Annotated in this window: 29 protein-coding genes; 4 read left to right on the plus strand and 25 right to left on the minus strand. The window is 63.7% G+C overall.

The features are described 5' to 3' along the window. Positions 1-111: 111 nt before the first annotated feature. On the minus strand, positions 112-2085 hold the full coding sequence (locus D1159_RS08725; RefSeq protein WP_161845289.1) for a methyl-accepting chemotaxis protein: 1974 nt from the start codon (positions 2083-2085) through the stop codon (positions 112-114). Between the two features lie 178 nt (positions 2086-2263). Then, complete coding sequence (gene dgt, locus D1159_RS08730) at positions 2264-3736, minus strand: dGTP triphosphohydrolase (RefSeq protein WP_161845290.1); 1473 nt, start codon at positions 3734-3736, stop codon at positions 2264-2266. A gap of 197 nt (positions 3737-3933) precedes the next feature. On the opposite strand from dgt, the gene D1159_RS08735 reads away from it, so the two are divergent. Next, positions 3934-4836, plus strand: coding sequence for a hypothetical protein (locus D1159_RS08735; RefSeq protein ID WP_161845291.1), 903 nt, complete (start codon positions 3934-3936; stop codon positions 4834-4836). Positions 4837-4912: 76 nt separating this feature from the next. On the opposite strand, the gene spoIVB is transcribed toward D1159_RS08735, so the two are convergent. Continuing rightward, entirely contained in the window at positions 4913-6019 is a 1107-nt protein-coding gene (gene spoIVB / locus D1159_RS08740) for a SpoIVB peptidase (RefSeq protein WP_161845292.1), read from the minus strand. A gap of 304 nt (positions 6020-6323) precedes the next feature. Between spoIVB and D1159_RS08745 the strand changes: the two genes are divergently transcribed. Together D1159_RS08745 and D1159_RS08750 are read left to right on the plus strand one after the other, a co-directional pair. Beyond that, the gene (locus D1159_RS08745) at positions 6324-7397 is read left to right on the plus strand and encodes a hypothetical protein (protein WP_161845293.1); all 1074 of its coding nucleotides are present in this window, start codon (positions 6324-6326) and stop codon (positions 7395-7397) included. 55 nt (positions 7398-7452) lie between these two features. Next, positions 7453-8085: a corrinoid protein gene (locus tag D1159_RS08750; RefSeq protein WP_161845294.1), complete on the plus strand. Its 633-nt coding sequence runs from the start codon at positions 7453-7455 to the stop codon at positions 8083-8085. Positions 8086-8163: 78 nt separating this feature from the next. Here D1159_RS08750 and D1159_RS08755 read toward each other — a convergent pair whose 3' ends face one another. The 22 genes from D1159_RS08755 to D1159_RS08860 form a co-directional block, all read right to left on the minus strand. Then, positions 8164-8424, minus strand: coding sequence for a hypothetical protein (locus D1159_RS08755; protein WP_161845295.1), 261 nt, complete (start codon positions 8422-8424; stop codon positions 8164-8166). Between the two features lie 388 nt (positions 8425-8812). Next, positions 8813-9277, minus strand: a complete 465-nt coding sequence (locus D1159_RS08760) for a phage holin family protein (protein WP_243152199.1) — start codon at positions 9275-9277, stop codon at positions 8813-8815. Between the two features lie 23 nt (positions 9278-9300). Next, positions 9301-9867 carry a DUF2313 domain-containing protein gene (locus tag D1159_RS08765; protein ID WP_161845296.1) on the minus strand — a complete coding sequence of 189 codons (567 nt, stop codon included), beginning with the start codon at positions 9865-9867 and terminating at the stop codon, positions 9301-9303. Continuing rightward, positions 9864-10928 carry a baseplate J/gp47 family protein gene (locus D1159_RS08770; protein ID WP_161845297.1) on the minus strand — a complete coding sequence of 355 codons (1065 nt, stop codon included), beginning with the start codon at positions 10926-10928 and terminating at the stop codon, positions 9864-9866. Before D1159_RS08770 ends, D1159_RS08765 begins: the two co-directional genes overlap by 4 nt. Next, positions 10915-11292, minus strand: a complete 378-nt coding sequence (locus D1159_RS08775) for a hypothetical protein (RefSeq protein ID WP_161845298.1) — start codon at positions 11290-11292, stop codon at positions 10915-10917. The genes D1159_RS08770 and D1159_RS08775 overlap by 14 nt, the downstream gene beginning before the upstream one ends. Then, positions 11292-11699: a hypothetical protein gene (locus tag D1159_RS08780; protein WP_161845299.1), complete on the minus strand. Its 408-nt coding sequence runs from the start codon at positions 11697-11699 to the stop codon at positions 11292-11294. The genes D1159_RS08775 and D1159_RS08780 overlap by 1 nt, the downstream gene beginning before the upstream one ends. 45 nt (positions 11700-11744) lie before the next feature. Further along, positions 11745-12692, minus strand: coding sequence for a hypothetical protein (locus D1159_RS08785; protein WP_161845300.1), 948 nt, complete (start codon positions 12690-12692; stop codon positions 11745-11747). Further along, on the minus strand, positions 12689-13252 hold the full coding sequence (locus D1159_RS08790) for a LysM peptidoglycan-binding domain-containing protein (RefSeq protein ID WP_243152200.1): 564 nt from the start codon (positions 13250-13252) through the stop codon (positions 12689-12691). The genes D1159_RS08785 and D1159_RS08790 overlap by 4 nt, the downstream gene beginning before the upstream one ends. Positions 13253-13267: 15 nt before the next feature. Next, positions 13268-14101 (minus strand): hypothetical protein, encoded by an 834-nt coding sequence (locus D1159_RS08795; protein ID WP_161845301.1) that lies wholly within the window; start codon positions 14099-14101, stop codon positions 13268-13270. Beyond that, positions 14098-14307, minus strand: coding sequence for a molybdopterin oxidoreductase (locus D1159_RS08800; protein ID WP_161845366.1), 210 nt, complete (start codon positions 14305-14307; stop codon positions 14098-14100). Before D1159_RS08800 ends, D1159_RS08795 begins: the two co-directional genes overlap by 4 nt. A gap of 5 nt (positions 14308-14312) precedes the next feature. Continuing rightward, the gene (locus D1159_RS08805; protein ID WP_243152201.1) at positions 14313-14735 is read right to left on the minus strand and encodes a hypothetical protein; all 423 of its coding nucleotides are present in this window, start codon (positions 14733-14735) and stop codon (positions 14313-14315) included. Next, on the minus strand, positions 14732-15121 hold the full coding sequence (locus tag D1159_RS08810) for a hypothetical protein (protein WP_161845302.1): 390 nt from the start codon (positions 15119-15121) through the stop codon (positions 14732-14734). Before D1159_RS08810 ends, D1159_RS08805 begins: the two co-directional genes overlap by 4 nt. Positions 15122-15135: 14 nt before the next feature. After that, positions 15136-16170, minus strand: a complete 1035-nt coding sequence (locus D1159_RS08815; RefSeq protein ID WP_161845303.1) for a phage tail sheath subtilisin-like domain-containing protein — start codon at positions 16168-16170, stop codon at positions 15136-15138. Next, positions 16167-16667 (minus strand): hypothetical protein, encoded by a 501-nt coding sequence (locus tag D1159_RS08820; protein WP_202621006.1) that lies wholly within the window; start codon positions 16665-16667, stop codon positions 16167-16169. Before D1159_RS08820 ends, D1159_RS08815 begins: the two co-directional genes overlap by 4 nt. A gap of 1 nt (position 16668) precedes the next feature. Continuing rightward, positions 16669-16995, minus strand: coding sequence for a hypothetical protein (locus tag D1159_RS08825; RefSeq protein ID WP_161845304.1), 327 nt, complete (start codon positions 16993-16995; stop codon positions 16669-16671). Then, positions 16992-17348 (minus strand): hypothetical protein, encoded by a 357-nt coding sequence (locus D1159_RS08830; RefSeq protein WP_161845305.1) that lies wholly within the window; start codon positions 17346-17348, stop codon positions 16992-16994. Before D1159_RS08830 ends, D1159_RS08825 begins: the two co-directional genes overlap by 4 nt. Further along, positions 17341-18372, minus strand: a complete 1032-nt coding sequence (locus D1159_RS08835; protein ID WP_161845306.1) for a phage major capsid protein — start codon at positions 18370-18372, stop codon at positions 17341-17343. The genes D1159_RS08830 and D1159_RS08835 overlap by 8 nt, the downstream gene beginning before the upstream one ends. 18 nt (positions 18373-18390) lie before the next feature. Next, positions 18391-18726, minus strand: coding sequence for a hypothetical protein (locus tag D1159_RS08840; protein WP_161845307.1), 336 nt, complete (start codon positions 18724-18726; stop codon positions 18391-18393). A 22-nt stretch (positions 18727-18748) separates the two neighbouring features. After that, the gene (locus D1159_RS08845) at positions 18749-19666 is read right to left on the minus strand and encodes a hypothetical protein (RefSeq protein WP_161845308.1); all 918 of its coding nucleotides are present in this window, start codon (positions 19664-19666) and stop codon (positions 18749-18751) included. Further along, positions 19663-20829 (minus strand): phage portal protein, encoded by a 1167-nt coding sequence (locus D1159_RS08850; protein WP_161845309.1) that lies wholly within the window; start codon positions 20827-20829, stop codon positions 19663-19665. Before D1159_RS08850 ends, D1159_RS08845 begins: the two co-directional genes overlap by 4 nt. Positions 20830-20848: 19 nt before the next feature. Then, entirely contained in the window at positions 20849-22105 is a 1257-nt protein-coding gene (locus D1159_RS08855) for a PBSX family phage terminase large subunit (RefSeq protein ID WP_161845310.1), read from the minus strand. Then, a complete protein-coding gene (locus D1159_RS08860) occupies positions 22095-22388 on the minus strand; it encodes an XRE family transcriptional regulator (protein WP_161845311.1) in 294 nt (97 codons plus the stop codon). The genes D1159_RS08855 and D1159_RS08860 overlap by 11 nt, the downstream gene beginning before the upstream one ends. Before the next feature lie 214 nt (positions 22389-22602). Here D1159_RS08860 and D1159_RS08865 point away from each other — a divergent pair, with 214 nt between their 5' ends. Further along, positions 22603-24354 (plus strand): zinc ribbon domain-containing protein, encoded by a 1752-nt coding sequence (locus tag D1159_RS08865; RefSeq protein WP_161845312.1) that lies wholly within the window; start codon positions 22603-22605, stop codon positions 24352-24354. Positions 24355-24359 lie beyond the last annotated feature (5 nt).

Genomic DNA, 24359 nt, shown 5'->3' on the forward strand with positions numbered 1-24359 from the left:
GCTACTCCTTTTGGCATAATAAATCACCCCACTTGTTAGTAGTATACCATACTGTCTAACAAATGGGGTGCTGTTCAAAGTCCCGCGGCTTTTTGTTCACAGTGCCGGCGGTCAGTTTTCCGCCAAAATAAACTGGTTTACCAGCTGCTTCAGACTGGCGGCCTCGGCGGAGAGCTCCTGGCTGGCGGCGGCGGACTCCTCGCTGGTGGCGGAGTTGGTCTGCACCACGGAGGAGATCTGCTCCACCCCGCTGTTCACCTGCTCGATGGCGGAGGTCTGGCTCTCGATGGCACGCACCACAAGGTCCATCTGGGCGGTCACGTGGCCGGCCTGGACGCTGGTCTGCTCCAAAGCCTCGTTTACCTGGTCCACCGCCTGGCGGCCCTCGGCCACAGCCTCAATGGAGCTGCTGATGAGCTCCTTGGTGGCCTTGGCGGCCTCGTCGGACTTGGAGGCCAGATTGCGCACCTCGTCCGCCACCACGGCAAAGCCCTTGCCGGCGGAGCCTGCCCGGGCAGCCTCCACCGCGGCGTTCAGGGCCAGAATGTTGGTCTGGAAAGCGATGTTCTCAATGGCGGCGATGATACGGGAGATCTCCTCAGAGGAGGCGGAGATCTTCTCCATGGCGGTATTCAGCTCCTTCACGTGCTCCACGCTGACCCCCAGCTGGGCGCCGGCCTGCTGCACATAGTGGCCTGCCTCCTCCGCGGCGGCGGCGGTCTCCTTGGCGCTGCCGGCGATGTCCGCGATGGTGGCCGCCAGCTCCTCCACCGAGCTGGCCTGCATCATGCAGCCTTGGCTCAGGGTCTGGGCGCCGGTGGATACCTGTCCGCTTGCGGCGGATACCTGGCCGGCGGAGGCGTTGATCTGGCGCAGGGTGCCGCTGACCTCCACCTTCAGGGTACGCATGGAGGTCAGAATTCCCTGGAACCCGCCCACATAGGCGTCCCGGTGGGTGGACTGGATGTTAAAGTTCTGACCGGCCATCTCCTTGAGCAGATACCGGATATCGCCGATAATGGTATTCAGGCCGGACACCAGCTCCGCCGTGGAACGGGTCAGCTCGGCGGTCTCGTCTCTGCCTCTGCTCTCAGGGACGGGAGACTCCAGATCCCCCGCCACCAGCTGCTTCATCCGCTTGGCGCAGGCCCGCATGGGTACGCTGATATTGCTGGACAGCTTCAGCGCCACCACAATGGAGGCCAGAATGGAGATCACAATCACCACTACATTAATAATCATGCCGAAGTATGTATCCGCCAGATAGTCCAGCTTGGGGGCGGTGACCGCCACGCTCCAGCCGTCCGTGCCCCCCACCGGGGCATAAGCCGCAAACCGGGGGCCCTCGGCGCTCTGGAAGCTGCCGAAGCCGTTCTTCCCCTGGCGCATCTCGCTGTGCAGCGCCGCCAGCTCCTTCAGGGAGCGGTCGCTCTCGGCCTCCCGCTCGATGTTCTGGGTGGTAATGGTCTCCAGCGTGACGTCGGCAATGGTGTCGCCGGATTTGTTGATCATATAGGCCCGGCTGTTCTCACTTACCTTGATGGAGGAGACAATGCTGTTCAAAAAGGTCTCCGGCGGCACGAAGTAGACCACGCCCACAATCCGGGCGCCGTAGATCCCCCCGTCGTAGAGGGGCGCCGCCACCATAATGGACAGCTCCCCCGTCACCTTGCTGATCAGGGGTTCCGATACGTAGACATTGCCCTGCATGGCCTGCTGCACATACTCCCGGTCGGAGTAGTCCTTTCCGTCAAAGATGCTGTAGCCGTCCAGGCCGATGATATTTCCCCGCTGAAACCCGTGTACCTTGACCCGCTCGTCAATGACGGCCTGCTTTTCGCTCACCGGCACGGTCTCGTCGGACAGCTGGGGGATGCACCCCGTGTCCATGGCCACGTTTTTGTAGGCGGTCAGCTCCTGCTCCACCCGTTCCGCCGCCAGCACCGCGGTCTGGCTCATCATCTGGTCCACGGTGGCGATGGTGCTGTTGTAATTCAGCGAAATGCTGAAGCTGCCCACCGCAACCAGCGCCGCCAAAACGGTGGCCATCAGACATACTGTGATCTTCTTCCGGATACTGTTCATCTCTCTGCACCCCAATAATTTTTTGTCATTGAACTGCCTGGTGGTTTTGGTATTTCCTCTAATATATTCATTATATTGGCCAAAAAGACCCTTTGTCAATAGGTCTTGCCTGATAAATGGCAGAATATCCAGCGGCGCGTGTTTCTTTCGCCAGACAGGGCAAACGCGCTTCCGGCGGTCAGTAAATGCCTGCCAGCTCCTGATACAGGTTTTTGGCGTAGGAGTCGGTCATACCACTGATAAAGTCGGTGACCAGGAGCATCCGTAAATAGAGGTCCCGCACCGGCTCCCCGGTCTTCTCCCGCTGGTAGCACGCCAGCTGGCTGTCGGAGAGCAGCCGGATGAGCTTCCGCTGGGAGGGCGTGGGCCTGTATTCCTCTGAGGTGCCGTCATCCGCGTCCATGTAGATAACGGCCGGGGCGAACCGGGACAGCAGCGAGGACAAAATGGTCTGGGCGGCCAGCTCCAGGGTGAGGATGCCGGGGGACTGATAGACAAACTCCCCCATGGCGGCCTTCAGGATGCGGATGCTGCCGCCGTGGTACGTGCGGCTGATAATCTCCTGCTGGAAGCGCCCCTCCATGATATCGGCGTAGGTGTTGTCCTTGTGGGAGCCATAGGGGGTGAATCCGAACGCGGCGGTGTACATCAGCCAGTGGCGGGCATAGGCGATCCACCGCTGGAACGCCTCCATCCCGCCGTACTCCCGGCGCAGGTCCTCCAGCCGGCGGATCAGATCCCCGGACTTCTCCTCCTGCTGGGGGGTGAGGGCCCAGCGCTCCCGGTTCTGGGCCAGGGTGTCCCAATAGAAGGTGATAAAGTCATCTAAGGTAAACAGGCCCTTTTTATAGGCGTCCTCCAGGTCGGCGGTGGCGTAGGCGATATCGTCTGCGGCCTCCAGGATGTAGGTCAGGGGGTGGCGCTGGACTGTGCCGTCCATCTCCGTGCCGCACTGCCGGGCCATCTGCCGGAACTGCTCCTCCTCCGCCTGGAAATACCCCGGCTTGTGGCGCTTGATATCCGGGTCCTTGGGGTGAAAGGAGCTGGAATCCACCGGGTACTTCACCAGGGTATGGAGCACCGCAGGCGTCAGATTCATGCCGCAGGACCCGTCCACGTGGTACACCTTGGTGAGCAGGCGCAGGGCCTGGGCGTTGCCCTCGAAGTGGTACAGGTCATTGGTCATCTTGGTGTCAAAGAGCTGGTCCAGGGCGCTGCCCTTATAGCTGAGCTTCCCCAGATTCTCCTGAAACCAGGCGCCGATGACCACCTCGCCAAAATGGCCGAAGGGCGGGTTGCCAATGTCGTGGAGAAGGCCGGCGCACATGGCGGCGTTGGCGGCCTCCTTGGCCTGCTCCTCGGTGATGGCGTAGGGGGTGTCCTTCTGGTAGCGGATGATGTTGGCGGTAGCCATGGTGGTCAGCTGCTTGGCCAGGGCGGAGGTCTCAACCGAATGGGTGAGCCGGGTGCGGACAAAGTCGCTCTTGTCCAGGGGGAAGACCTGGGTCTTGTCCTGAAGCCGGCGGAAGGGCGCGCTGTTGACAATGCGCCAGTAATCCTGCTCAAACTCGCTGGTGGGGTACTTGGCCATATCGGGAGGGATGTCAATCTCCTCCTGCCGCTTCGCCCCCAAAAGTGTCCTCCAATTCATAGAGCCGCCTCCTTTTCTTGGTACTGCGCATGGCGTAAAAGCGCTGGAAATGGGGGAAATATGTTCCATTATAGCATACCCCTGGGGAAAACGGCAAGGGCAGATCCGTCTGCTTCCACCCGTTTTCCGCTCCGCCTTGCGCCGTCCGCCGCTTTGTGATACCATCAGAACATATCACATGGAAAGGAGGCTGCGCTATGGGGATTCGCGCAGGAGCGGCGGCTGGGGCGGTCCTGATTCTGGCGGCGCTTCTGTCCGGGTGCGGCATTGTGCCTGTCCTGCCGGGCCGGGAGCCCTTTGGGGAGGTGACCGGCTCAGAGGACCAGGCCCGGGAAGTGTACGAGACCTTTTCCCAGCGGCTCCGGCAGGAGGCGCCGGAGGACTGGGAGGGCTGGTCCCTCAGCTGGTCAGAGGCAGGCTGGGATATCGACATCTACCGCACCCAGGCATATACGCTGGCCTTTTGCGAGGCCCACGGCGGCGGGGACTACCTCTGGTATGACGGCTGGCTCTACTGGAACAGCCATGGAACCGTCTGCTATCGGGCCATGGACTGGGCGGAGCTCGGGACGGAGGATTTTGCGGCGCAGCTGTGGCAGATGAGTCAGGAGCTACTGGACCGAACCCCGGACGAGCTGACCTATCAATACATCCCCATGGCCAGCGGCAACCAGCACCTTCTCAAAGCCCGCTATGTGCTGAAGGAGGAGGAGCCGGGGGACTATGGGGATCTCTCCGCCTACCTCTCCGGCGGCGGAGACTATGACACTGTCAACTTTACCTGGCAGGACGTGGGCGATCTGGATCAGGGGGTAGGGCGGGACAACGTCTGCGCACACATTCTCTTCTTCCCCTTTGACGGCTCCACCGACCTCCAGGCCGAGCGGAAGCTGTGGTCTTTTGGCTATGGCTGCGGCCTGTCGGAGCGAAATATTCCCGCCATCTCCGTGCAGCAGGACGACCGGGCGGGCTGTCAGGCTGTCATCGCCGCCATGGACTTCGCCGCCCTCCGGGATCGGGCCGTGTATCAGGATACGCTTGCCTTTCCCGGCCTCCCGTTCCACATTGGGGAGACAAGCGGCGGGCCGGGCGCGCCGTGACACAGCCAAACATCATCAAAAGAAAAGGGAACGGAGGGCTCCAGTGAAGCGCCCCCGTTCCCTTTTTCCCAATGCGCTACCGCTGGGCGGCCTGGAGCATACTCTCCGCCAGAATGCCGTAGCCCTGGGCGGGATCGTTCACCAGCACATGGGTCACCGCTCCCACCAGCTTCCCGTTTTGCACAATGGGGGATCCGCTCATCCCCTGGACAATGCCGCCGGTCTGCTGGATCAGCCGGGGATCCGTGACCTTGAGCATGAGATCCCGGCCTTCCCCTCCGCTGTCTGGATAGACGTGGGTGATCTCCACCTCATATTCCTCCACCCGGTCCCCGGCGATGTTGGAGCGGATGACGGCCTTGCCGGTCTTCACCTCATTCCGCGCCGCCACTGGGAGGGCCTCCAGCCCGCCGGCCAGGGCTTCGTCGGTGAGGGTGCCGAAAATACCGCAGCCGGTGTTGGCGTACAGGTCGCCCAGATCCCGCTCCACCTGGAAGGCCCCCCGCAGCTCCCCGGGGGCGCCCGCCGCCCCCCGCTTCACATCGCTGACCTCGGCATACATGATGGACCCGGACTGGAGGGGCATGAGCTGGGCGGTATCCACGTCGCTCACCCCATGGCCCAGTGCGCCGAAGGTACAGGTCTGGGGATCATAGTAGGTGACGGTGCCGATCCCCGCCATGGAGTCCCGAATCCACGCCCCCAGCCGGTAACTGTCGTCGGCGCTGCACTTGACGGCCTGGGCGGTCATCTGGAGCTCCTGTCCCCCCCGGACCGCCCGGATGCTCATCTTCTCGCCGCTGAGATCCTGGAGGATGGACTGGACCTCCTCAATGGAGTCCACCTCCTCGCTGTTGATGTGGGTAATGATATCCCCCTCCCGCAGGCCGCAGGTCTTGGCCGGATTCTGGCTGCCGCTGCCGGTGTCCACATCGGCCAGGCCCACTACCATCACGCCGTCGGAAAACAGCTTGATTCCCACCGCCCGGCCGATGGGAATCAAGGTCCTTCCGCCGTCCACGGCATCCTCCGCCGGGGCGGCGGCTCTGGTCTTTCCCTCTCCCCGGCCCGGCAGGGTCAAGGCCCCCGCGGGGGCGGCCAGAGAGAGCGCCCCCAGAACCAGCGCCAGTGCCAGCAGGCGGCGGGGCGCCCGCCTGGGCGGCCTGTGCTGTTCGTCCCGCATCAAATCACCCTTTCTGAAAAGAATAAAATTTGCGCAAAACGCGCGCAGCGTTTCCGCGCAGATTTAATATGGCCGGGAAACGGCAGGACAAACGCCGCCCGCGCTGCCAATGAAACACACCTTTGGATCGGCAAAGTTTCCCTGGCGGCTGGCGGCAGGGCGTTGGGAGATCTCCCCTGCGCCTGTCTTCCAAGTCTGCCAGAAAGAAACGGGAACACAGTTGGGAAAATCAGTCTTTTTATTTTCCCTGGGTTGTGTTATCATGAGGTTGGTTTTATAAAATGCGGAATTAGGAGGCAGACTGATGTCCTTTGAAGTACGGGTGAAAAACGGGGCGCGGGTGGCCGCCCTGCGGATTCTCTCCCTCGTCATGATTGGGGTGCTGGTGTGGTTCCTCAACTGGGATCTTATGGCGGATACCCTCCGGGAAGAGGGCGCCTATTGGGTTTTTATTGCCTTTACCGGCATTTTTGTTCTGTTTTTCGCCCTCTCCTTTTACATCGCCCGGCGCCCCCGCATCAAAGCAGACGGGCAGACCGTCACCTTTTACCCCCTGTGGCGGCGGTCCAGAACCGTGGCGCTGTCGGAGATCACCTCCCGTGGGGAGAAGTTTGACTACTCTGACCCCAAAAAGGCGGCGCTGGCCGGGGCAGTGGGCGGCGGACTGCTGGCCTACGCCGTCACCCGGCGGGACGCCGCCGGGCTGAAGCCCCCTCAGGCCACTATCTACACCTATTACAGCGGCGCCCGCAAGCTGTTTACTATTTCCTCCCGAAACGCCCAGAATTTAGAGCAGTTTAATCAGCTGGTAACCGCCCAGCTGGCGGAACGTCCGCCCCAGGCGGACCCGCACGCGAAGCCGTCAAGGCTGCCCCTTCTCTGTGCAATCGGGATCCCTGCGGCCTGCGCCCTGACGGTGGTTACCTTCCTCCTTCTCCCCCGGGAGCGGCCCCGGGAACAGCAGGATTTTCTGGCGGGGACGGCCTGGATCGCCAACAACGACGGCTCCTACTGGGTCTTTGAGCCGGATCATACCTTCCACTGGTACCAGACAAAGGGAATCACTGACGACAATTATTTCGCCGGCACCTATGAATTTCACATGGGCTCTGACGGGATCAAGTATTTGACCACCGAGCTGTCTCAATACGCCGTGACGGAAGAGGAAATTCTGGGCGTCATCGCCAGGGCGCCGGCGTACAACGTGGACAATTTTGTCTGCTTCTCCACCACAAACCAATCCTTTCTGCGCAATGGGGAGGAGCAGCTCGACCAGCCGAATGTATCCTCTTATTTCGGCTTTCTTTTGCTGGACGGAACCTATCTTGACATCGCGAACATGACCACCGGCAACTATTACGGCTTCACCAAGGAGTAACACCGATCTGAACCGTATTTGAGCATTCAAAAATTTGCAAAAAGGATGGATGGACATGAGTACATTGACCGAACTGTCCCAGGCGGTGGAGAAGGGCCGTGCCAAGCTGGTAAAGGCGCTGGTCCCCCAGGCCCTGGAGGCGGGGACCAGTCCCAAGGCAATTTTAGAGGAGGGGCTTCTGTCCGGTATGAACGCGGTGGGAGAGCAGTTCAAAACCGGCGTGATGTTCGTCCCCCAGGTCCTCATGGCAGCCAAGGCCATGAACGCCGGCATGGAGCTGCTCAAGCCCCATCTCAGCGGGGAAAGCGCCGGCTTCAAGGGCCGGGCCTGCCTGGGTACTGTCAAGGGGGATCTTCATGACATCGGCAAAAATCTGGTGCGCATGATGTTTGAGGGCCAGGGCATTGAGGTCATTGACCTGGGGGTAGATGTCGCCCCGGAAGCCTTCGTCCAGACCGCCATTGAAAAGGACTGTCAGATTATCGCCTGCTCCGCCCTGCTCACCACCTCCATGCCCTCCATGGGCGCGGTGGTGGAGGCGGCCAAAGCCGCCGGCATCCGGGACAAGGTGAAGATTATGGTGGGCGGGGCCCCTGTCACCGACCGGTTCTGCACTGACATCGGCGCGGACGCCTACACCCCCGACGCCGCCACCGCCGCCACCGTAGCCGCCGGATTTTTGGCGTAATCCCCATAAAATGCAAAAAGGGACTCCTGTCGGATGACAGGGGCCCTCTTTTTTCGCCGTCCTGACAAAAGCGACGCCTCATTTTCTCAACGTGATTACGATTGCAAAAATCGGAATAATAACAATCAAAAGCGCCAGAACGATCCCCAAAATCAGCGCCCATTTCGTCTGCTCTTTTCGATACCGGGTCACAAGATCATAAACATTTAGCCCCAGGGCAAGTTCCACGGCGCCGGCAACCAAAAGATTGCTGTACACAGGAAAGAGGAGACTGCACAGATACAGTATCCCGCATATACAAGCCAAAAGGGCGTACACAAAGTTTTTAGCGTCTTTCATTCACGCAGAACCAACAGGTCTTTATACTTGCGCCAACAACATCCCAGCCGCGGATCCAGTAACCTTCTCGATTCCAATAAAACTCCGAGCATTTCAAATTAACCGTCACCTCAAAACCTGTATTACCGAAAAATCCATGGAAAACACCAATAGCCGCCGCTTCGTTTTGGAATTATCTCACACTATTTTGCCGCTAATACGACTTATATTTGGAATCTTTCTCTTATCCTTCTCTCTTGCCCTTACCTCTTAAAACCTGTATTCATTAACCTGGGATGCCGGATGAACGGGGGATTTTTCCCATCGGACAAGGAAAACCGACGCGGTATGGCGGGAAAAAGACCAGCCATACCGCGTTCAACGGTTGTGAATACAGGTTCTCTGTTTTTTAGCGTGACTTCCCCTCATCCCCCTGCTGGCGCAGCACCTCCAGCGCCGCCCGGAGGCAGGCGGGGTAGGGCACTCCCATAATCCCCAGATTTTCCAAAATAGACAGTCCCTCGTTGGCGATAAAAAACAGCAGCACCGCGGTGCGGGCGTACCCGCCGCTGCGGAGCATCCCGTCCAGCTGGGCCGCCGCCAGCACCAGCATCAGCTCCGCCCCCTTTCTGCACAGCCCCTGAAAGCCCGCCCTGCTGTCCAGGGCGCCGCTTCTGCTCTTTCCCGACCGGCGGAACACCCCCGCCACCGCCACGCCTGTGATATAGTCCGCCGCCATGCACACCACCAGCGTCTGAAGGGCGGTGTCCCACCCTCCCAGCAGGCCGGCCAGCCAGCTCCCCGCCGCCGCGGCCGCCGCCAGCGCAAGATTTCGTATTGACGCAATCTCTCTCATGCTTCCCTCTCTTCCCATTTTTCCCTCTTGCATCTATTGTGCTACTTCACCAGCTTCTCCAAGGACTCCCAGTCCAGACCCAGCGCCTCGATGCTGTCCCAGGTGTCAAACCGCTCCTCCATCTTGTCCCAGGTGATAAACCAGTACACATACTCAATGAGCAGATGGCAGGGGAGGATATCCTCAATAATCCCCCGCATCTCCTCAAAGCCGTCTGGAATCCCCGGCACATCGGGGAAGCGCACCTCCACCCGCCCCGGGTCGCCGGTCTCACTGGCCACCGCGTTGAGGCCGCACCCCCGCAGATTGTCGTTGATAGCCGCCAGGGTAAAACTGTCCCCACCGATGCGCAGCAGGGCGGCCAGGGCGGTGCGCCGGTCCTCCAGGGTATGGGTGACGGGACGCCGGGCCAGCAGGCGCTCTATATTCTCCAGCCCCTCGCCCTGGGCGGTGGACACCAGCATTTCCCGTTCCAGCTCCTCCAGCGCGGCCGCGCCGCCGTCCAGGGCGCCGCCGATGCTCTCCAGCTCCCCTCCGTTCAAGCTCCCCTCCAGCCGGTAGATACCCAGAGGGGCCAGCAGCTTTTTCAGATAGTCTCCATAGCTCATGCCGTACCCTCCAGCGCGGCAACCGTCAGCTGACCCAGCCGGGGCAGCTCTCCCACCGCCAGCGCCATATCCCCCGCCGGGGCCGTCACCGCACAGTTTCCTACTTCCTCCTGGCCAAAGACCAGACTGCTCACCTCCGCCCGCAGTACGCTCTTCCCCAGCCGGCGGCCGTCAAACCAGCCCTCTACCGCTCTCCGGACGGCCTGCTGGGCCTCCGCCTGGGTGTATCCCTCCGCCGGGCGCACTTTTATTGTCAGATCCACCGTGCGCGGCACCGGGGCCTTGACTTTCACATCCACGGCGATCTCCCGCCGGGCCTGGAAGTATTCCTCCAGCTGTGCCAGGAGGTTCTGGTCCGGTACACCGTCCAAGGTGGACACCACTACGTCCACGCTTCCCTTCCCTCTGGGCCGGGGGATGACCTGGGCGGCGGCCACCTGCTCAAAGGACATGGCTCCCTGCTCATAGAAGGCGGCGTTGGCGCCGTTGGGCATCCGCCGGAATGTCTCCAGCACCCGCTGGCGCAGGGCCTCGTCCTCCTCCTCATCCATGCCCCCCAGAAATGGGGCGGGATTGGAACACCGCCGTATCCCCACCGGGGCCACCGCCATGGTCAGTACGGTCTCCGCGGGGACATTTCCCGCCTCTCCCGGCTCCGCCGCCTCCGCCGGCACGGTAACAGACGTGGTTCCTGCCCGCAGCACCCCCGCCTGGGTGGTGACAAAGCGCATCTGCCCCGCCGTCATGCACACCGTTCCCAGGGGAACAGCCAAATCGCTCCCCGACGCTCCGTCCACCAAAAAGCACAGCGTCCCCTGGGCCCGGGCCGCTCCCCGGCGGGACAGCCCCCGCAGGGCGGCGTGCCGGTCCAGATACTCCCCCTGTGCAGTCTGGGGAAAGCACTGCCGGGCCACCCACTCCCCCTGGACATACAAGGCGTGAATCTGGGCCGCCACGGCGTACAGCCGCACCGCCATCTCGCTGGTGCCGCTGATCTGTGTCCCCGTCCGCTCGCACAGGTCCGCCAGCATCCCGCTGTACAGCTCCTCAATGCTCTTCATTGTCTCCCTCCCCTCTGTCCTGCCACTGGGTCTGCGCCGTCATGGCCGTGCCGTTCCAGCGCAAAAACACCTTCAGCCGGCCCCGGCCCGCCTCCTCTTCCAGGCGCACCTCCTCCACCTCCAGCTCCTCCTCCGGCTCCAGGGCCTGCGCCACATACTGGCGGGCCAGGGCCAGGCGCTGGGCGGGCTTCACCCGCCCCAGCCGCCAGAGCTGGCTGCCCAGCTCCGGCATCCACGGGAGGGCTCCCCGCCTGGCGTTCAGCCGCAGCAGCACCCGCTGCAAGATCTCCTCCCCGCCGGCGACGGTGCGCACGCCGCCCCGCCCGTCCGCCTCATAGTCTCCATCCCGCAGCATCAGATCCATTACGTATTTCCTCCGTCTCCATCGTCTCCTCCCTCCGCCGGTGGCTCCAGCGTCAGGGGGACGCCGTTTACCAGCACCTTTGCCGCCACAATCTCCACATTGCCATTCCGCCGCAGGGCGATGGACGCCCCGCCGTTGCTGAACAGCTGGATCTCCCCCGGCTCCAGGCTGCCGCCGTACCGGGTCCCCGCCACGCAGGGCGTCTCCCCCTCCTCCCCGGTTTTCAGCACCAGCACCTCTTGCCCTGCCTCCGGCTTCCACTGGTAGCCTCCCGGCCCGAAGACCGGCATTTCCCGCCGCTCTCCGGACGAATACACCCCCGCCGGATTTCCCGGCAAGGTCACCTGGCCCACCTGGGCCTGGCTCTCCTCCCGCCGCCCCTGGCGGCTTCTCTGAGACAGCCACATGATTTTCCCTCCTTTCACTTAGAACCCGGCCTATGGTACCGCTTTCTATTTCCATTTATTATTCACCATGGTCAGCTGGGTATAGGCCCCCTCTCCGTCCACGCCGGTCTCGCACTGGTCCACCAGCCACGTCCCGGACAGCCTGGGCCGCTCCACCCGCAGCTCCACCTGCTCTCCGGGCCACGCCGCCCAGGGGCTGGCCAGCCGCAGGGTCAGTGTTTTGGTCCCCTCGGCGGACCGGTCCAGCTGATACTGTCCGCTGTACCGCTTGGCCTCATACCCGCTCTTCCGGGGCAGCGTGAGCACCTTCCGGCTCATGCCCCCCTGCCGGGTGAAGTTCTGGTTAATTACCTTCTGCTCCCCCCGTCCGGTGCGATCCCGCACCAGCACCTGGGAGAGCACGCCGTACCGCCGCTCTCCTAGGGCCGCCCATGTAATTGGGGCGGTTTCGTCCAGCACCCGCCGCCCCGAGGCGCCTCCATCCAGGCGCAGCCGTCCCTCCCGGTCGAACCGGGGCAGCACGCCTCCGTGGTAGCGGGCGAATTCATACACCACCGCCCACTCGCTGCTCCCTGTCTTTACCGAGTAGCCCGGCACCGAGGGCAGCTTTTCCCCCTGCACCGTCTCCACCCCGTAGGGCTTCACGTGGTTTTGCACAATATCCTCCACCGTGGCCAGCTGGTAGTCCGCCCCTACCGCCTCATTGTCCAGCAGCAGGGCCGCCATCCCCCGTCCGTGGATATCCAGCCTGGCCCCCCGGCTGTCCCACCGGGTCTCGTACTCATCCACCACGCCGGAGAACACCCGCTGCGCCCCTTTCTGAGCGTAGAAGCGGGTGGCGTCTCCCAGCTCCGGGGCGGCGGTCTCGCCCCACAGGCACTGCACAAAAAAGCTGTCGCAGGGGGCGCCCAGCCCATAGCGGAAGGTCCACCGAAAGGCCTGGGGCAGCGACAGCCGCCGCCCGTCATAGCAGCTCAGCCAGCACTCCATCATTTCACCCGCACCCGCTCTCCCGGAAAAATCAAATTGGGGTTTTTGATCTGGGGATTCCACCGGATGACATCCTCCAGTGCCGACCCGTACCGCCGTGCCAGTCCCCACAGGTTCTCCCCCCGCCGTACTGTGTGCCACACCCCGCCGGCGGAGCCGGAAGGGGCCGTTCCACCCGCCGGATACTCAGTCTTCAAGCTGTCCGTATATCCGCCATAGCTCTCCCAGAAGGTAAATGCGTAGCGCACATAGTCGCTGCGGGGCTCCTGCTGAAGGGTCAGCTCCACAAAGTAAGCATTGGCGCACTGCCACACCGGGTGAACCAGCAGTCCCGGCCCCTCCCTGTAGAACACGCTGGCCAGCTGCTTGAACTGGCTGTAGGCGTCCGGGCCAGTAAACTCCCCCTCTCCCCGCATCACCCGCCGCCCCGGCCCCAGGTCCTGAAGGTGATACCGCCCAAAGGGCACTTTATTGGCCGCCATGGACCGCTCGTAGTCAATCCGATAGGTCCGTGGGTTGTGGGGCCACACGAAGTCCTTATACCGCATGGGTTCCAATCTCATACCCATCCTCCTCCGTCAAAACAGGGGAAATCCCCCGTCATACCGCCGGGCGTCCCGCTGGAAGAGGCGGTCCAGCCCCTCCGGGGACAGGGAAGTCTCCCCGGCCCCCGCCGTCCCTCTGTCCAGCGTCCACCGGACGGACCGGCTTTGAATCTGCCTGCTGTACTGGGCGGCGGAGCGCCGCTGCCCGGCCTGCCGGGCCAGGGCCGTCCCGCGGATGCGCTCCATTCCGGCGACCTCCGCGGCCCCGCGGACCTGCTCTATCCCGGCGATCTCCGCCGTCCCTGCTCCTTCCTCCCCGGCGGACACCGCCTCCGGCAGCATTTCTCCCCGCCTTGCTCTGTCTCCAACCCTTCCGGCAAGCTCCCCGGCCCGAACGGCGGTCTGGAGGGCCTCTTTTCCCAAAAAACCGGCGGAGCCTGTGCGCTCCTCCGGCGTCTCTCTCCGCTCCCACGCGTTCTCTCTCCTCTTCGCCCTTTTTGGGGCGGCATCCGGGGCGCTCCCTGACAGGGCAGCGGGGATCTCCTCGCCCGCCGCCCTCTCCCGGGACTCCCTGGGGGCCCTCTCCCCCTGTTTTTCCCAAACAGGGGCCCAAAAAGCCCACGCCTCCTCCGGATCCGGCTCCCCATCTGAATGGTCTTCCCTTGGCAGGCCCTCTCTCCGCCCTGCCTCTGGGCCATATTCTCTTTCCCGGCCTTCGGAACGCGCCTCTCCCGCCGCCGCGGATTTGGGCGGAGCCGCTTTTGTCTCCGCCCCGGGTCCCAGGACCGCCCCGATCTCGGGAAATTCGATGGTCTCCTCCTCCTGGGGCAGCTCCGCGTCCAGCAGCGCCTCTAAATAGTCAATCAAAGCGCCGCCCCCCGTCCCAGGGCCTCAAACCGCTCCTGGTCAAACGCGGCGTTGTGCCCCCCCTCCTGCTGGCTGACGATGCTGCCGCACCCGGGACACCGCCCCTCCAGTGCTTCCGCCCGGCAGGCGGGGCACAGCTGTCCCAAGGCCTCCTCGTCGTCCAGCATCAGGTTGAGGATACACCACAGATAGTCCCGCTCCTTCATCTCTCTCACCCGCGCCTCGCTGGGCAGGGCGCTGAAGGTCCGGAGCACGCGCCAGCGGAGCCGGGCGTCCGGCGCGTGCTCCAGGCTTTTTTTAGGGTTTCGGCCTCCGCCTCTCCCTGCATAGAGGGGTTCTCCTCCCGGTCGAAGGCGGCCCACTTTTCCGCCAGGGCGGCGATCTCCCGAGCGGTCAGCCCATCCAGCGCGGCCTGTCCGTTTTCAAACAGGGGGGTTCCCTCCCGTTCCAGGGCCCGGGCCAGCAGACAGGCATTGGCGCACAGGGCCCGCTCCCGACCGTCTCTGGCCAGACTCTCTGCCTCCCGCCGGGCCTCCAGCGTCTCTCCGGCGCTCAGCAGGCGCAGCGCCAGCCCATCCTCCAACGCCAGCCGGTCCGCCCCAGCCAGCAGCTTTGTCCAGCGATTACCGCTCATAGGGCCATCTCAATCCGCTTGGTGGCCACAATGGTAATCTTCTCCACTACCATGGCCCCCAGGGCGCCGGTCTCGCTGATGTCGCTCCACTGGCACCCGGAGTAAATCACCTTCCGGTCCGGCTTGCAGATCACCAGGCTGAAGTCCTTCAGCTCATAGAAATTCAGTCCGTCCCGAATGGCCTCGTCGGTGGCGTACAGCCGGGTCAGCTCCAGCACATGGCTGCGCTGTCCTGGGATGGAGGCCACCGGCTCATCCTCGCCGAAGGCCTCCACAATCTGGCTGCGCTTTGTGGTCCGGGCGGCGTAGCTCTGCACCACCGCCACCTTCCGGCCCTCCACCTCCAGATAGATATCGCTGCTGGTGGGAAATCCCGCGATTTTCACTGTACATTCCTCCTTTAAACTGTAATGTGGGCGCTCAGCCAGATCTGGTTGAGCCCGTGGGTCACTGAGAAGGCGAACTCCACCCGGCACACGGTGGGGTTCTGTGGGTCCGCCTGGGCGGTCACGCCGTCATAGCTGTTGATGATCTCCCGATTCACCTTGTTTTCCAGCTCCAGCACCACCTGGGACCGGATGGCCCCCCGGCTCTGCTCGTTGTTTTTGGCCCGGCGGAACTTCACCCGCAGGGCCTCCCGCACGGTGGGAATCACGTCGTCCACAATCCGGATGGTGCTCAGTTCCCGCCAGGTGGTGTCGGACGCGCCGCCGGTCTTGGTGCGGGTGGTCACCCCGCGCACCACGGTATATATGCCGCCGCTCTCCTCCACCGGGGTCACGCCCCCCTGGACCAGCGTGTCAATCTCCCCGTCGGTGTACCGGGCGCTCAGGCCGTTCAGGCCCTTCAGCTCCGCCCCGCCCAGGGGCACCGCCGGGTCCCGTTCCCCGGCGATGGCTCCTGCCACGGCGGCGGCCAAAGCGGCGCCGTTGTCCTCCCCCGCCGCCGGACCCACCAGCACCACCCGCTCGCAGTTGAGGCCCGCCGCCCGCTGGGTCAGGGCCTGTACGCTCTCCGCGCCGCCGCTCACCACGGCGATCCGCTCCCGCCGGGCCTGGGACGCCTCCATCACGCATTCCCGCAGGGCCTGCTGCACCGTCAGCTCCGTGCTGTCGCAGGTGAGGATTGCCGCCCCCTCCGCGCTTCCCAGCAGAGAAAATGCCTGTGTGTAGTCCTCTCCGGCCACCGGCACGGCGTACACCGCCGCCGCTCCGTTCTGGAACAGCAGCTTGACCAGCCCGCTCAGCGCCGCCTCCTCGCCGAAGGTCTCCGCCGCCTCTTCAAACCGGCTGAAGTGGTACAGGGCGCCGGCCTCCCCGGTTTCGCACTGTGCCGCGATCCCCACGGCGTAAGCGCCGCCGCCCCCCTGCACAATGGAGGACGCGTCATAGGAGGAGTACACCCCCGGCCGCTCATGGCTTGTCATTTGATTCATGCTCTGTTGACTCCCTTCACTTCAAAATCCAGGAAGGCGCCTCCCTCATCCGCCGCAGCGTAGAGGTACGCCTGGCACACCGCCCGCACCGGACAGCGCCATCGATCCGCCTCCCCGTCGTAAACGCATTCTCCGCAGGAGAACTCCTTTATCTTCAGCCCCGCCGGCCCGCCGGTGTGCAGGGCCTGGGCCAGCCGGTCGAAGGTGCGCTCCACCTCCGCCGCCCCCTCTCCCGGCCCCGCGTAGAGGTCCACGCCGAAGGTAAGGAGTACCCGCCGGCCGTACAGCTCCACCCACCGCTTTGTCTGCTCGTCGTACCGCTCCCCCAGGTAATCCCGGAACCCCGCCGGGCCTCCCTGGACCTCCCGCAGGGACACCGCTGCCAGACCGCCCCTGCTCTGTTTTCGGCTCTCCTCCGGCCAGGCGCTCACCGCCCGCACCCCCTGCTCCTCCAGGAAAGCGGTCAGACACTCCCGAATATCATCCAGTCCCGCCAAGCTACCCCTCCTTGTCCTCCGGCGATACAACAGCCCACCAGTGGGAGAACTGCGCTCCCGCCCGGATGGCCTGGGCCCGGCGCACCCGGTAGCTTCTCCCCCCGCACACCACCCGGTCGTTCCACGCCACCGGGACCTTAGCGCTGCCCAGGTAGAGGAACCGGCCGGTGCGCCGCCGGCCCAGGGGAGTGGGGACCTCCTGGGCGTCCCCACCTCCCTTCTCCAAAATGGGCTGGAGCAGGGCGCGCCCCTTTTGGCAAGCCCCTTCCCGCCAGACCTCCACCGGCCGGCCGTACTCCTTCAGGATCCATTCAAACCCGCCGTTCAACCTCTTACCCCCTGAAAGCAAAACCCTTCGTCTCTTGCATAGGGGGCCAGCAGGCGCTCCGCCTGCTCCCGCAGGGCCGCACCCCGCCGGCCGCCCCCGGTATCAATGCTCAGATCCCCGGCGGAGAACCGTTCCACCGCGCCCCGCTCACTCCTCAGCCCCAGGGCCAGGCAGGCCGCCGCCAGGGGGAAGACAGGGCAGTCCTCCGGCCCCGTCCCCGCCCTGAGCCGGGGGGCCAGCTCTTCCGCCGCCGCCCAGCACAGCGCCGTTATCCCGTCCCGCTCCTCCCGGTCCAGGCCGCCCAGCTCCACCGCCAGGGCCAGGATTTTCTCCTCCAGCTCCGTGCTATACATGCAGCACCCTGGCCGCGTCGGCGAAGAGCTTGGCAAACCCGCTGACGCTGGTAATGGCCGCCCGCTCCAGCTGCCGGTCGATGAGCTTGTCGTACTCCACCATTACCTCGCTGCCCTGCACCATCTCCAGGGCATAGTTCCGGTCCAGGCCGATCATCGTGCCGCTGCCCAGTGCGGAGGTGCGCAGCAGCGTCGCCCCCAGCGGGGTATTCAGTCTGCCGGTCCCCTGGAAGTTGAGTCCCGTCAGGGGATTCTGAAACTCCTCCAGCTTGAGCAGCGCCCGCATCACGTCTCCGGATACCAGCAGCGTATTCATCTCATAGGGGTCAAACTGGGCCCAGAAGTCCACCAGGCTGTCATAGCTCAAGGTACCTTTGGCGCCGCCGATGGGGCTGGTGCCGATGGTATAGCTGGGCGCCGGGTTTCCGTTGCCGTCTCCGTTCTCCAGCACGTCGATGGCGTCCTCCAGATGCATCCGGTTGATGTGCGCGCCAATCTGCCGCAGGGTAACGGAGAACAGGTCCAGCTTCTGATAGCGGATGGCCTCATAGGGGGCCACCAGCATTCTGCCCCGCTTGTGCAGCCGCACCAGATTCTCCTGGCTTCTCACCCGGGTCTGTGGGATTTCCGCCCCTTCTGCCACATGGCGCAGCTCCTTATGCTTTTTTTCCGGCACGCAGGCGATAGACCGGTAGTCCATCCCGTCGAACTGGGTCACCGCCGCGGTCATCTGCGGCAGCAGATTGCTCTCCTCCATGCCCTGGCGCACCGCTCTGGCGATGTACTCAGGAAAAAGCACCGCGGACTGGGCGCTGGCGAAGAACTTCTCCACCACGTCGCTCCCCTTGCCCTTCACCTTGATGTCGAAGCGTTTGAGCTGCCGCTGATAGGCGTCCAGCCCCTCCATGGCCGTCCCCCGGTAGCTCTCGGAGGGGTCCTCCCGCTCCAGCACCTGGGTAAAGGATCGTCCCGCCTCGTTGTACATGCCCTTTTCCAGTCTCACTCGCTCACACTGATAGCTCATCAATCTCTCCTCCCTCTCTTACAGCAGCACCACAGCGGCGCCCTCGCCGTCGGCCTGCACCACCAGATAGTCCGCGCCGTTCTCGTCCGCCGCCATGCCGCCGCTGCCGTCGGCGGACAGCTTGGCCCATCCGATGCCCACGCCTGTGGCGGGGACCGTTGCAAAGCCTCTCACCTGCACCGCGGCGCACCCGTTCTTCACCGCCGCGGCCACGCCGGCCGGCCGGTCACCGGCGGCGCAGGGGGCTGCCGTGCCGTTTCCGCTCACCTTTACCACCTGGCCCGCCTTCACATTTTCTTCCGCCTCAAAGGTGGCCATCACTTCTCCAATCCCCTCAAACGAAATTCGCTCCATCTCTTCTCCTCCTTAATTTTGTTTAAATACGAAATCCCTCATCTGCCTGCGTCTCCAGCCCCTGGCTGCTCTGGTAGCTCAGCTGGCTTCCCGCCGGATAGAGCTGCTCCAGCCGGTCCTCATAGGCGGCTTTCAGGGCGGCCAGCTCTCCCTCCTCCAGCCGGTCCGCGATGCGCGCCATGGTCTCATGGCTCAGTCCCGGCTCTGCCAGGCCGCCCAGCCGGGCCACCTCCCGGCGCAGCTGGGCCAGATAGCGCCTTCCGGTCTCCGCCTCCCGCTCCAGCCGCTTCAGCTCGGGCCTGGCCTGGACCAGCTCCTTCCAGCTCATATCCATATGCTTGAGCACCCCTGCCTGTCTCTGGGCTGGCACAGCCACAAAGGACCACTCATAGGCGTCGATCACCCCGGTCAAATCCGCCCAGCAGAGCTGGCCGCCGTAGCGCTGTCCCTTGATATGTGCGCACCGCCCCCGGTCGTGGATGTCCTCGCCGCACACGGAGCACACTGCCCGTTCCACGCCGCATCCGATGGACACCTCCCGCTTGATGCCCCCCTCAATCTCTGCGATGAGCTCCTCATTGCCTGGGGTGCGCAGCATATAGGCGTACCCTTTCAGGTAGCAGTAGGGCTCTCCCGCCGCGGTGCGCGCCTGCTCCTCCCGCACCAGCTCGGCGCGGTAGATCCGGGCCACCTGCTCTTTGGCGCTCCAGTTGTGGTCGAACACGCCGCACTTGCCCACAAACCGCTCCGCCAGCTCCTCCAGGGAGGCCAGTGGAAACCGCTCAAAATCCCGGTCCACCTCGTTGTCGCACAGCCGCACGCAGAAGGTATACACCTCCTCCTCCGTCAGCTCCTTTTTGCTCTGGGCGTGAATCAGCGCCAGATCCGCCGGACTCACCGTGCCGCTGCCGCCCACGCCCGCCTCTTTGATAATGTTCATGTCCGCTTCTCCCCCTCCAATTCGTTCTCCATCCTGGTCTTTCGGGCCTGCTCCCGGTAGAGCTCGGCTCTGGCCTCCTCCACCAGATCCTGCAAATTGATGTCCTCCCACACCACCTGGATTCCGCTGCCGAAGCCGTGTACTCTCAGCCACAGCTCACAGATCCGCTCCACCACCGGGGTCAGTGTGCGCCGTATGGCGGTGATCTCGCTGGTCATCATATCCGCTTGCTGTGCGCTCATCCGCTCGGTGGTGGACCAGCTCAGCCCCAGCAGGAAGGGCGGAATACCTGTCCGAGCCACCAGCTGTTCCAGAATCTGCCGCACCGGCACCTCGCTGTCCAGGACCTGGTTGTCCGCGCCGATGACCTTGATGTCCACGTCTCCCACCGCCACAAAGTCTCTCACGCTGCCTTGCTTCCCCGCCTGCATGGCGGCGGACCACTCTCTGGCGATCTGAGCGCCCCGCTCCTGGGCTCTTCCCCGCTCCAATCCGTCCCGCTCCGGCCTGCACACCACGGCGAAGCGCACATTGCCCATCCGCTCCCAGTTCATCCCGGTGGCCTGATAGATTTTCAGCAGGATTTCCACCAAGAAGGGCATGGACCGCAGCAGGGACACCCCATAGGGGCTGTCCGTCTCCGGCTGAAAGGGCGTAAACAGCAGCAGATCCTGCCTTGGCAGCGGCTGTGGGACTCCGTTTTCTCCCCTGACGCACAGGGTAAAGTCCAACGGGCTGTCCCCTTCTTTTATCATCAGATCCGCCGGATTTCCGCACAGCAGGGCGGCAATCTCTGTATGCCGCCGGTCCAGCACCAGCTCCCCCACGCCTCTGCCGCAGGTGAGCATGGCGTCCAGATAGCTGTCCAGAAAGGACTGCAATCCCCTCTGTCCCCGCCCGGTGTTCACTGTGCGCAGAAATTCCGCCAGTCCTGGCGCCGCCGCCGGGTCCTCCGCCTGCACCGCCACCCCGCCCACCAGCCGCACCAGCTTCAAAATGGCGGCGTCCACCACCGGCACCGCCTCCCGGATGCTCCGGTACAGGGCGATCTCCCCATTGCGCAAGGGCACGTACCCATCCAGCAAAGCGAAGGGGTGCCGCTCTGCCTCCCGCAGCTGTACCGCCGGCGCCTCCTGCTTTTTCCCCTTTTCAAACCACCTCAAGCTTTAAAAACCCTCCCATTCAGAACACCTGCCGCTCCACGCACAGGGCCTCAAACTCCGTCTCCTCCTCCCGGCCGGCGATGGTGGCGGCGAAGTAGCGGATGTCGTCCATGGCGTGGTCGTGTTCTTTTCTCACCTGGTCGTCCCCCGCCCGCTCGTCCCAGCAGTACAGGGAGAACTCCCGAATGGCGTCGCCGCATCCCTGACAGATCACCAGTCGCCCGGTCTGGAGGAGCTCCGCCGTCCTTCGGATCCCCCTCAGCACCTGATTGTCCGCCTTCACCACATTCCAGCCCTCCCGGCGGAGGATTTCAATAAAGCTGGCCGCCGACGGATCTACCACCACGGTGTCCACGCTCCGCTCCCCCGCCAGCCGGGCCAGGTCCTGGGCATACTCCCCATCGGTCTTCTGCCGGCCTGTCTTTCCCGCGTCGTAGTAGTACTCCTTTACCCGGTACCACACTCCCTCCCGCAGGCCCCACAGCCCGAAGGAGGCCGGGTTGCGGGTCCCGTAGTCGCAGGAGACACACCACCGCTCCATGGGTCCCTGCGGTACCGGCTTGACGTAGCTGCTGTCGAAGAAGTCGTATACCGCCCCCTGGGCGGCGGTCCACTCTCCCAACACAAACCGGCGGTAGAAGGTGCCGCTGTAGGTGCGCGCATACCGCTCCCGCACCTGTCTGGACAGGCTGGGGTTGTCCTCCATGGTGAAGTGGAGGTACAGCGCCCGCCGCTCCTCGCTCTTTTCAATCCACTCCCGGTAAAACCAGTGCTCCGGCCCCGCCGGGTTGCAGGAAAACCAGCTCTTGGCTCCCTGGACGGAGCACCTGGCCAGCGCCTGCTCCACAAAGGACCGCGGCATAAGGGCCACCTCATCCAGCAGCACCCCCGCCAAAGTGACGCCCTGGATCAGCCCGGCGCTCCCCTCGTCCCGCCCGCCGAAGAGATAGAAGGTGTTGTGCCGCCTCCCCCGCCGCACCTCGATCACGTTCCGGCTTACCTTCTCCTCACACTGGAACCCCAGCTGTCGCAGGGCGGGCAGCACCTCCCGGAGCAGGTTGCGCCGCAGGGCCCCCACGCTCTTGCCGCACAGGGCGAACTGTTCCTCCCGAAAGCGCCCCATGGCCCAGCAGAAGAAGGACAGCCCCATGCACAGGGTCTTCCCGCTGCGCACCGCCCCGTCGCAGATAATAGCCTCCCGGTCCCTCCAGGGGGAGCGCCCGCACCACCAGGTCAACACCGTCCGCTGTTTGGGGGAAAAGGATTTAAATTTCATTCAACCCCTCCGCCGCCTTTTCCAGCGCCTGAAAGAACCCGCCCGCTTCCTCCGATTCCCGGCTCAGCTCCAGCAGCCGCTCCAGGGTCTTCAGCCTGTCGTTGAGCTTCACCTCCACCCCACCGTTTCCGCTCCGCCTGAGCTCGGAGAGCATCATCAAATCCATCCGGTCGATCTCCTCCAGCTGTCCGCCGTCCAGGAAGGCCAGCTTTACCACATCGTTGGGCCTGCTCTTTGCCATCTGTTCAATCTGCCGGAGTACGGTTTTCCGTCCATCTCTCATGGCGATTTGCCTCACCTCTTTTCACCCTTGCTTCCCAACCCCCAAAAGTTGCACGTCTCCGTACATCTAAGAGGAAAAATATTTTTATTTTCCTCTTGTTGAAGAACCAGCCCGTCCTCAAGTTGCATTTCCCACCCTGTTTTGATAGAATAGGAAAAACCGCTCTCTCCGTTTGTGTGTGATCCAAGGACAGGGCGGAGATGGAGGGATTTTGATGCAAACCTGTACTCACTGCGGCCAGCCTTTGGACCAGAACGCCCGGTTCTGTCCCAACTGCGGCGCGTCCGCCCCGCCGCCCCCGCCGCCCAGGGCCTCCGGGGGATTCTGTCACAACTGCGGGGAGCTGCTCTCCGGGGACGCCGGCGCTTTCTGCCCCAACTGCGGCGCCTGTCTGGACGCCGCCCCGCCGCCCCCGCCGCCGGCTCCGTCTTCCCCGGCTATTCCCGCCGCGTCTCCCATCCCTGTGGTAAAGAAGCCCGCCAAGGCCCGGCGCATTCTCCCCTTCGTGGCCCTCTTCGCGGTGGTGCTGGCGGGTGCGGGTGCGGCCATTGCCTTTTTTACCGGCGTATTCGCCTCTCCGGCGGACAAATTCCTGGCCTATCAAAAGGAGCTCCTGCTGGAAAAGGGCCTGTCCGACCTGATGGACAACACCCGGCAGATCAACGGCCTGCTGGGCCTGTCCACGGACATGACCCTCACCGCCCGGGTGGACGATCCCGATATCAACCAGTATCTGGACGGATCCGCCCTCCGCCTGAAGGTGGACATGGACAAACGGGCCCTTCTCGCCAATCTGGAATTTGACCTCATGGGCAGCACCATCCTCACCGGCGCGCTGACCTACGACAACGGCACCCTGGGCTTCTGCCTGCCGGAGCTGGACGACACCTATTATCTCATCGACCTGGCCCAGCTGGCCCGCCGCTCTGGCGGCATTGAGGGGCTGGAGGATCTGGAGATCCCCACCATCCCAGCGGATCTCCTCCACGATCTGGCCCAGTGCTACATCAACGTGGTGCTGGACACGGTAAACAAGGACAATGTCACCCAGCTGGACGGCAAGGTCATCCGTCTGGACGGCCTTGGTAAGACGGTGGACGGACAGACCTACGTCTTCCGCCCCTCCGCCGAAGACATTGAGGGGATGGTCCTCCGCCTGGCGGACACCCTGGAGAAGGACAAAAACCTGCGCGGCTTTGTCACCACGCTGCTGGGCAGCAACCAGGCGCTTATCGAGCGGGCAACCGGTGTGGACCTGGAGGATGTCCTGGACGACGCTCTTTCCCAGGCGGCCAACAACCTCCGGGCTCAGGCGGCGGAGATCGGCCGCACAATGGAATCTTCCGGCTTCTGCTGGTATCTGGGGGTCAGCGGCGGCAAGGTCTGTATGCAGCGCCTGGAGCTGGACGGCGGCGACGTGGTCCTCGCCTACGAGTCCTACCGCCCCGGCAAGGGGGAGCGGCACGACCTGTACTATATGGAGTCCTACGGCTCCCGGGATTTTGCCGCCGACCTCACCATAGCGGAGGAGAACGGCCGCTACAGCGGCGAATGCGTCCTCACCACCTCCTATGACCAGGAGCTCTACCGCGTCTCCTTCCGCGATGTGGACAAAACCAAGCGTTCCGCCCTGGGCGCCTGCTACGGTGACTATCAGATCATCATGCCTGTGGATTACTCCGGCGACCTCTATGCGATGAATTTTTCCGTAATGAAAGCCGCCCAAGGCGGCACGGACCACATCTTTGACTTTGACAGCCTGGCCGATCTGACCTACACAGAGGAGCTGCGCGGCCTCACCGTCACTCTCCACACCACGGACCAGCCCTCCACCGCCGCCAAGCCCCGCACCCACACCCAGGACATCACCAATTACGATTGGTGGCAGTATGAGGATCTGATGGAGCGCCTGAGCGATACCCTCACTCACGACGTTCTGTCCCAGCTGGACGTCTACTACCGCTGAGCGCC

The organism is Pseudoflavonifractor sp. 524-17 (assembly GCF_009935845.1).
Taxonomy (GTDB): domain Bacteria; phylum Bacillota; class Clostridia; order Oscillospirales; family Oscillospiraceae; genus Pseudoflavonifractor_A.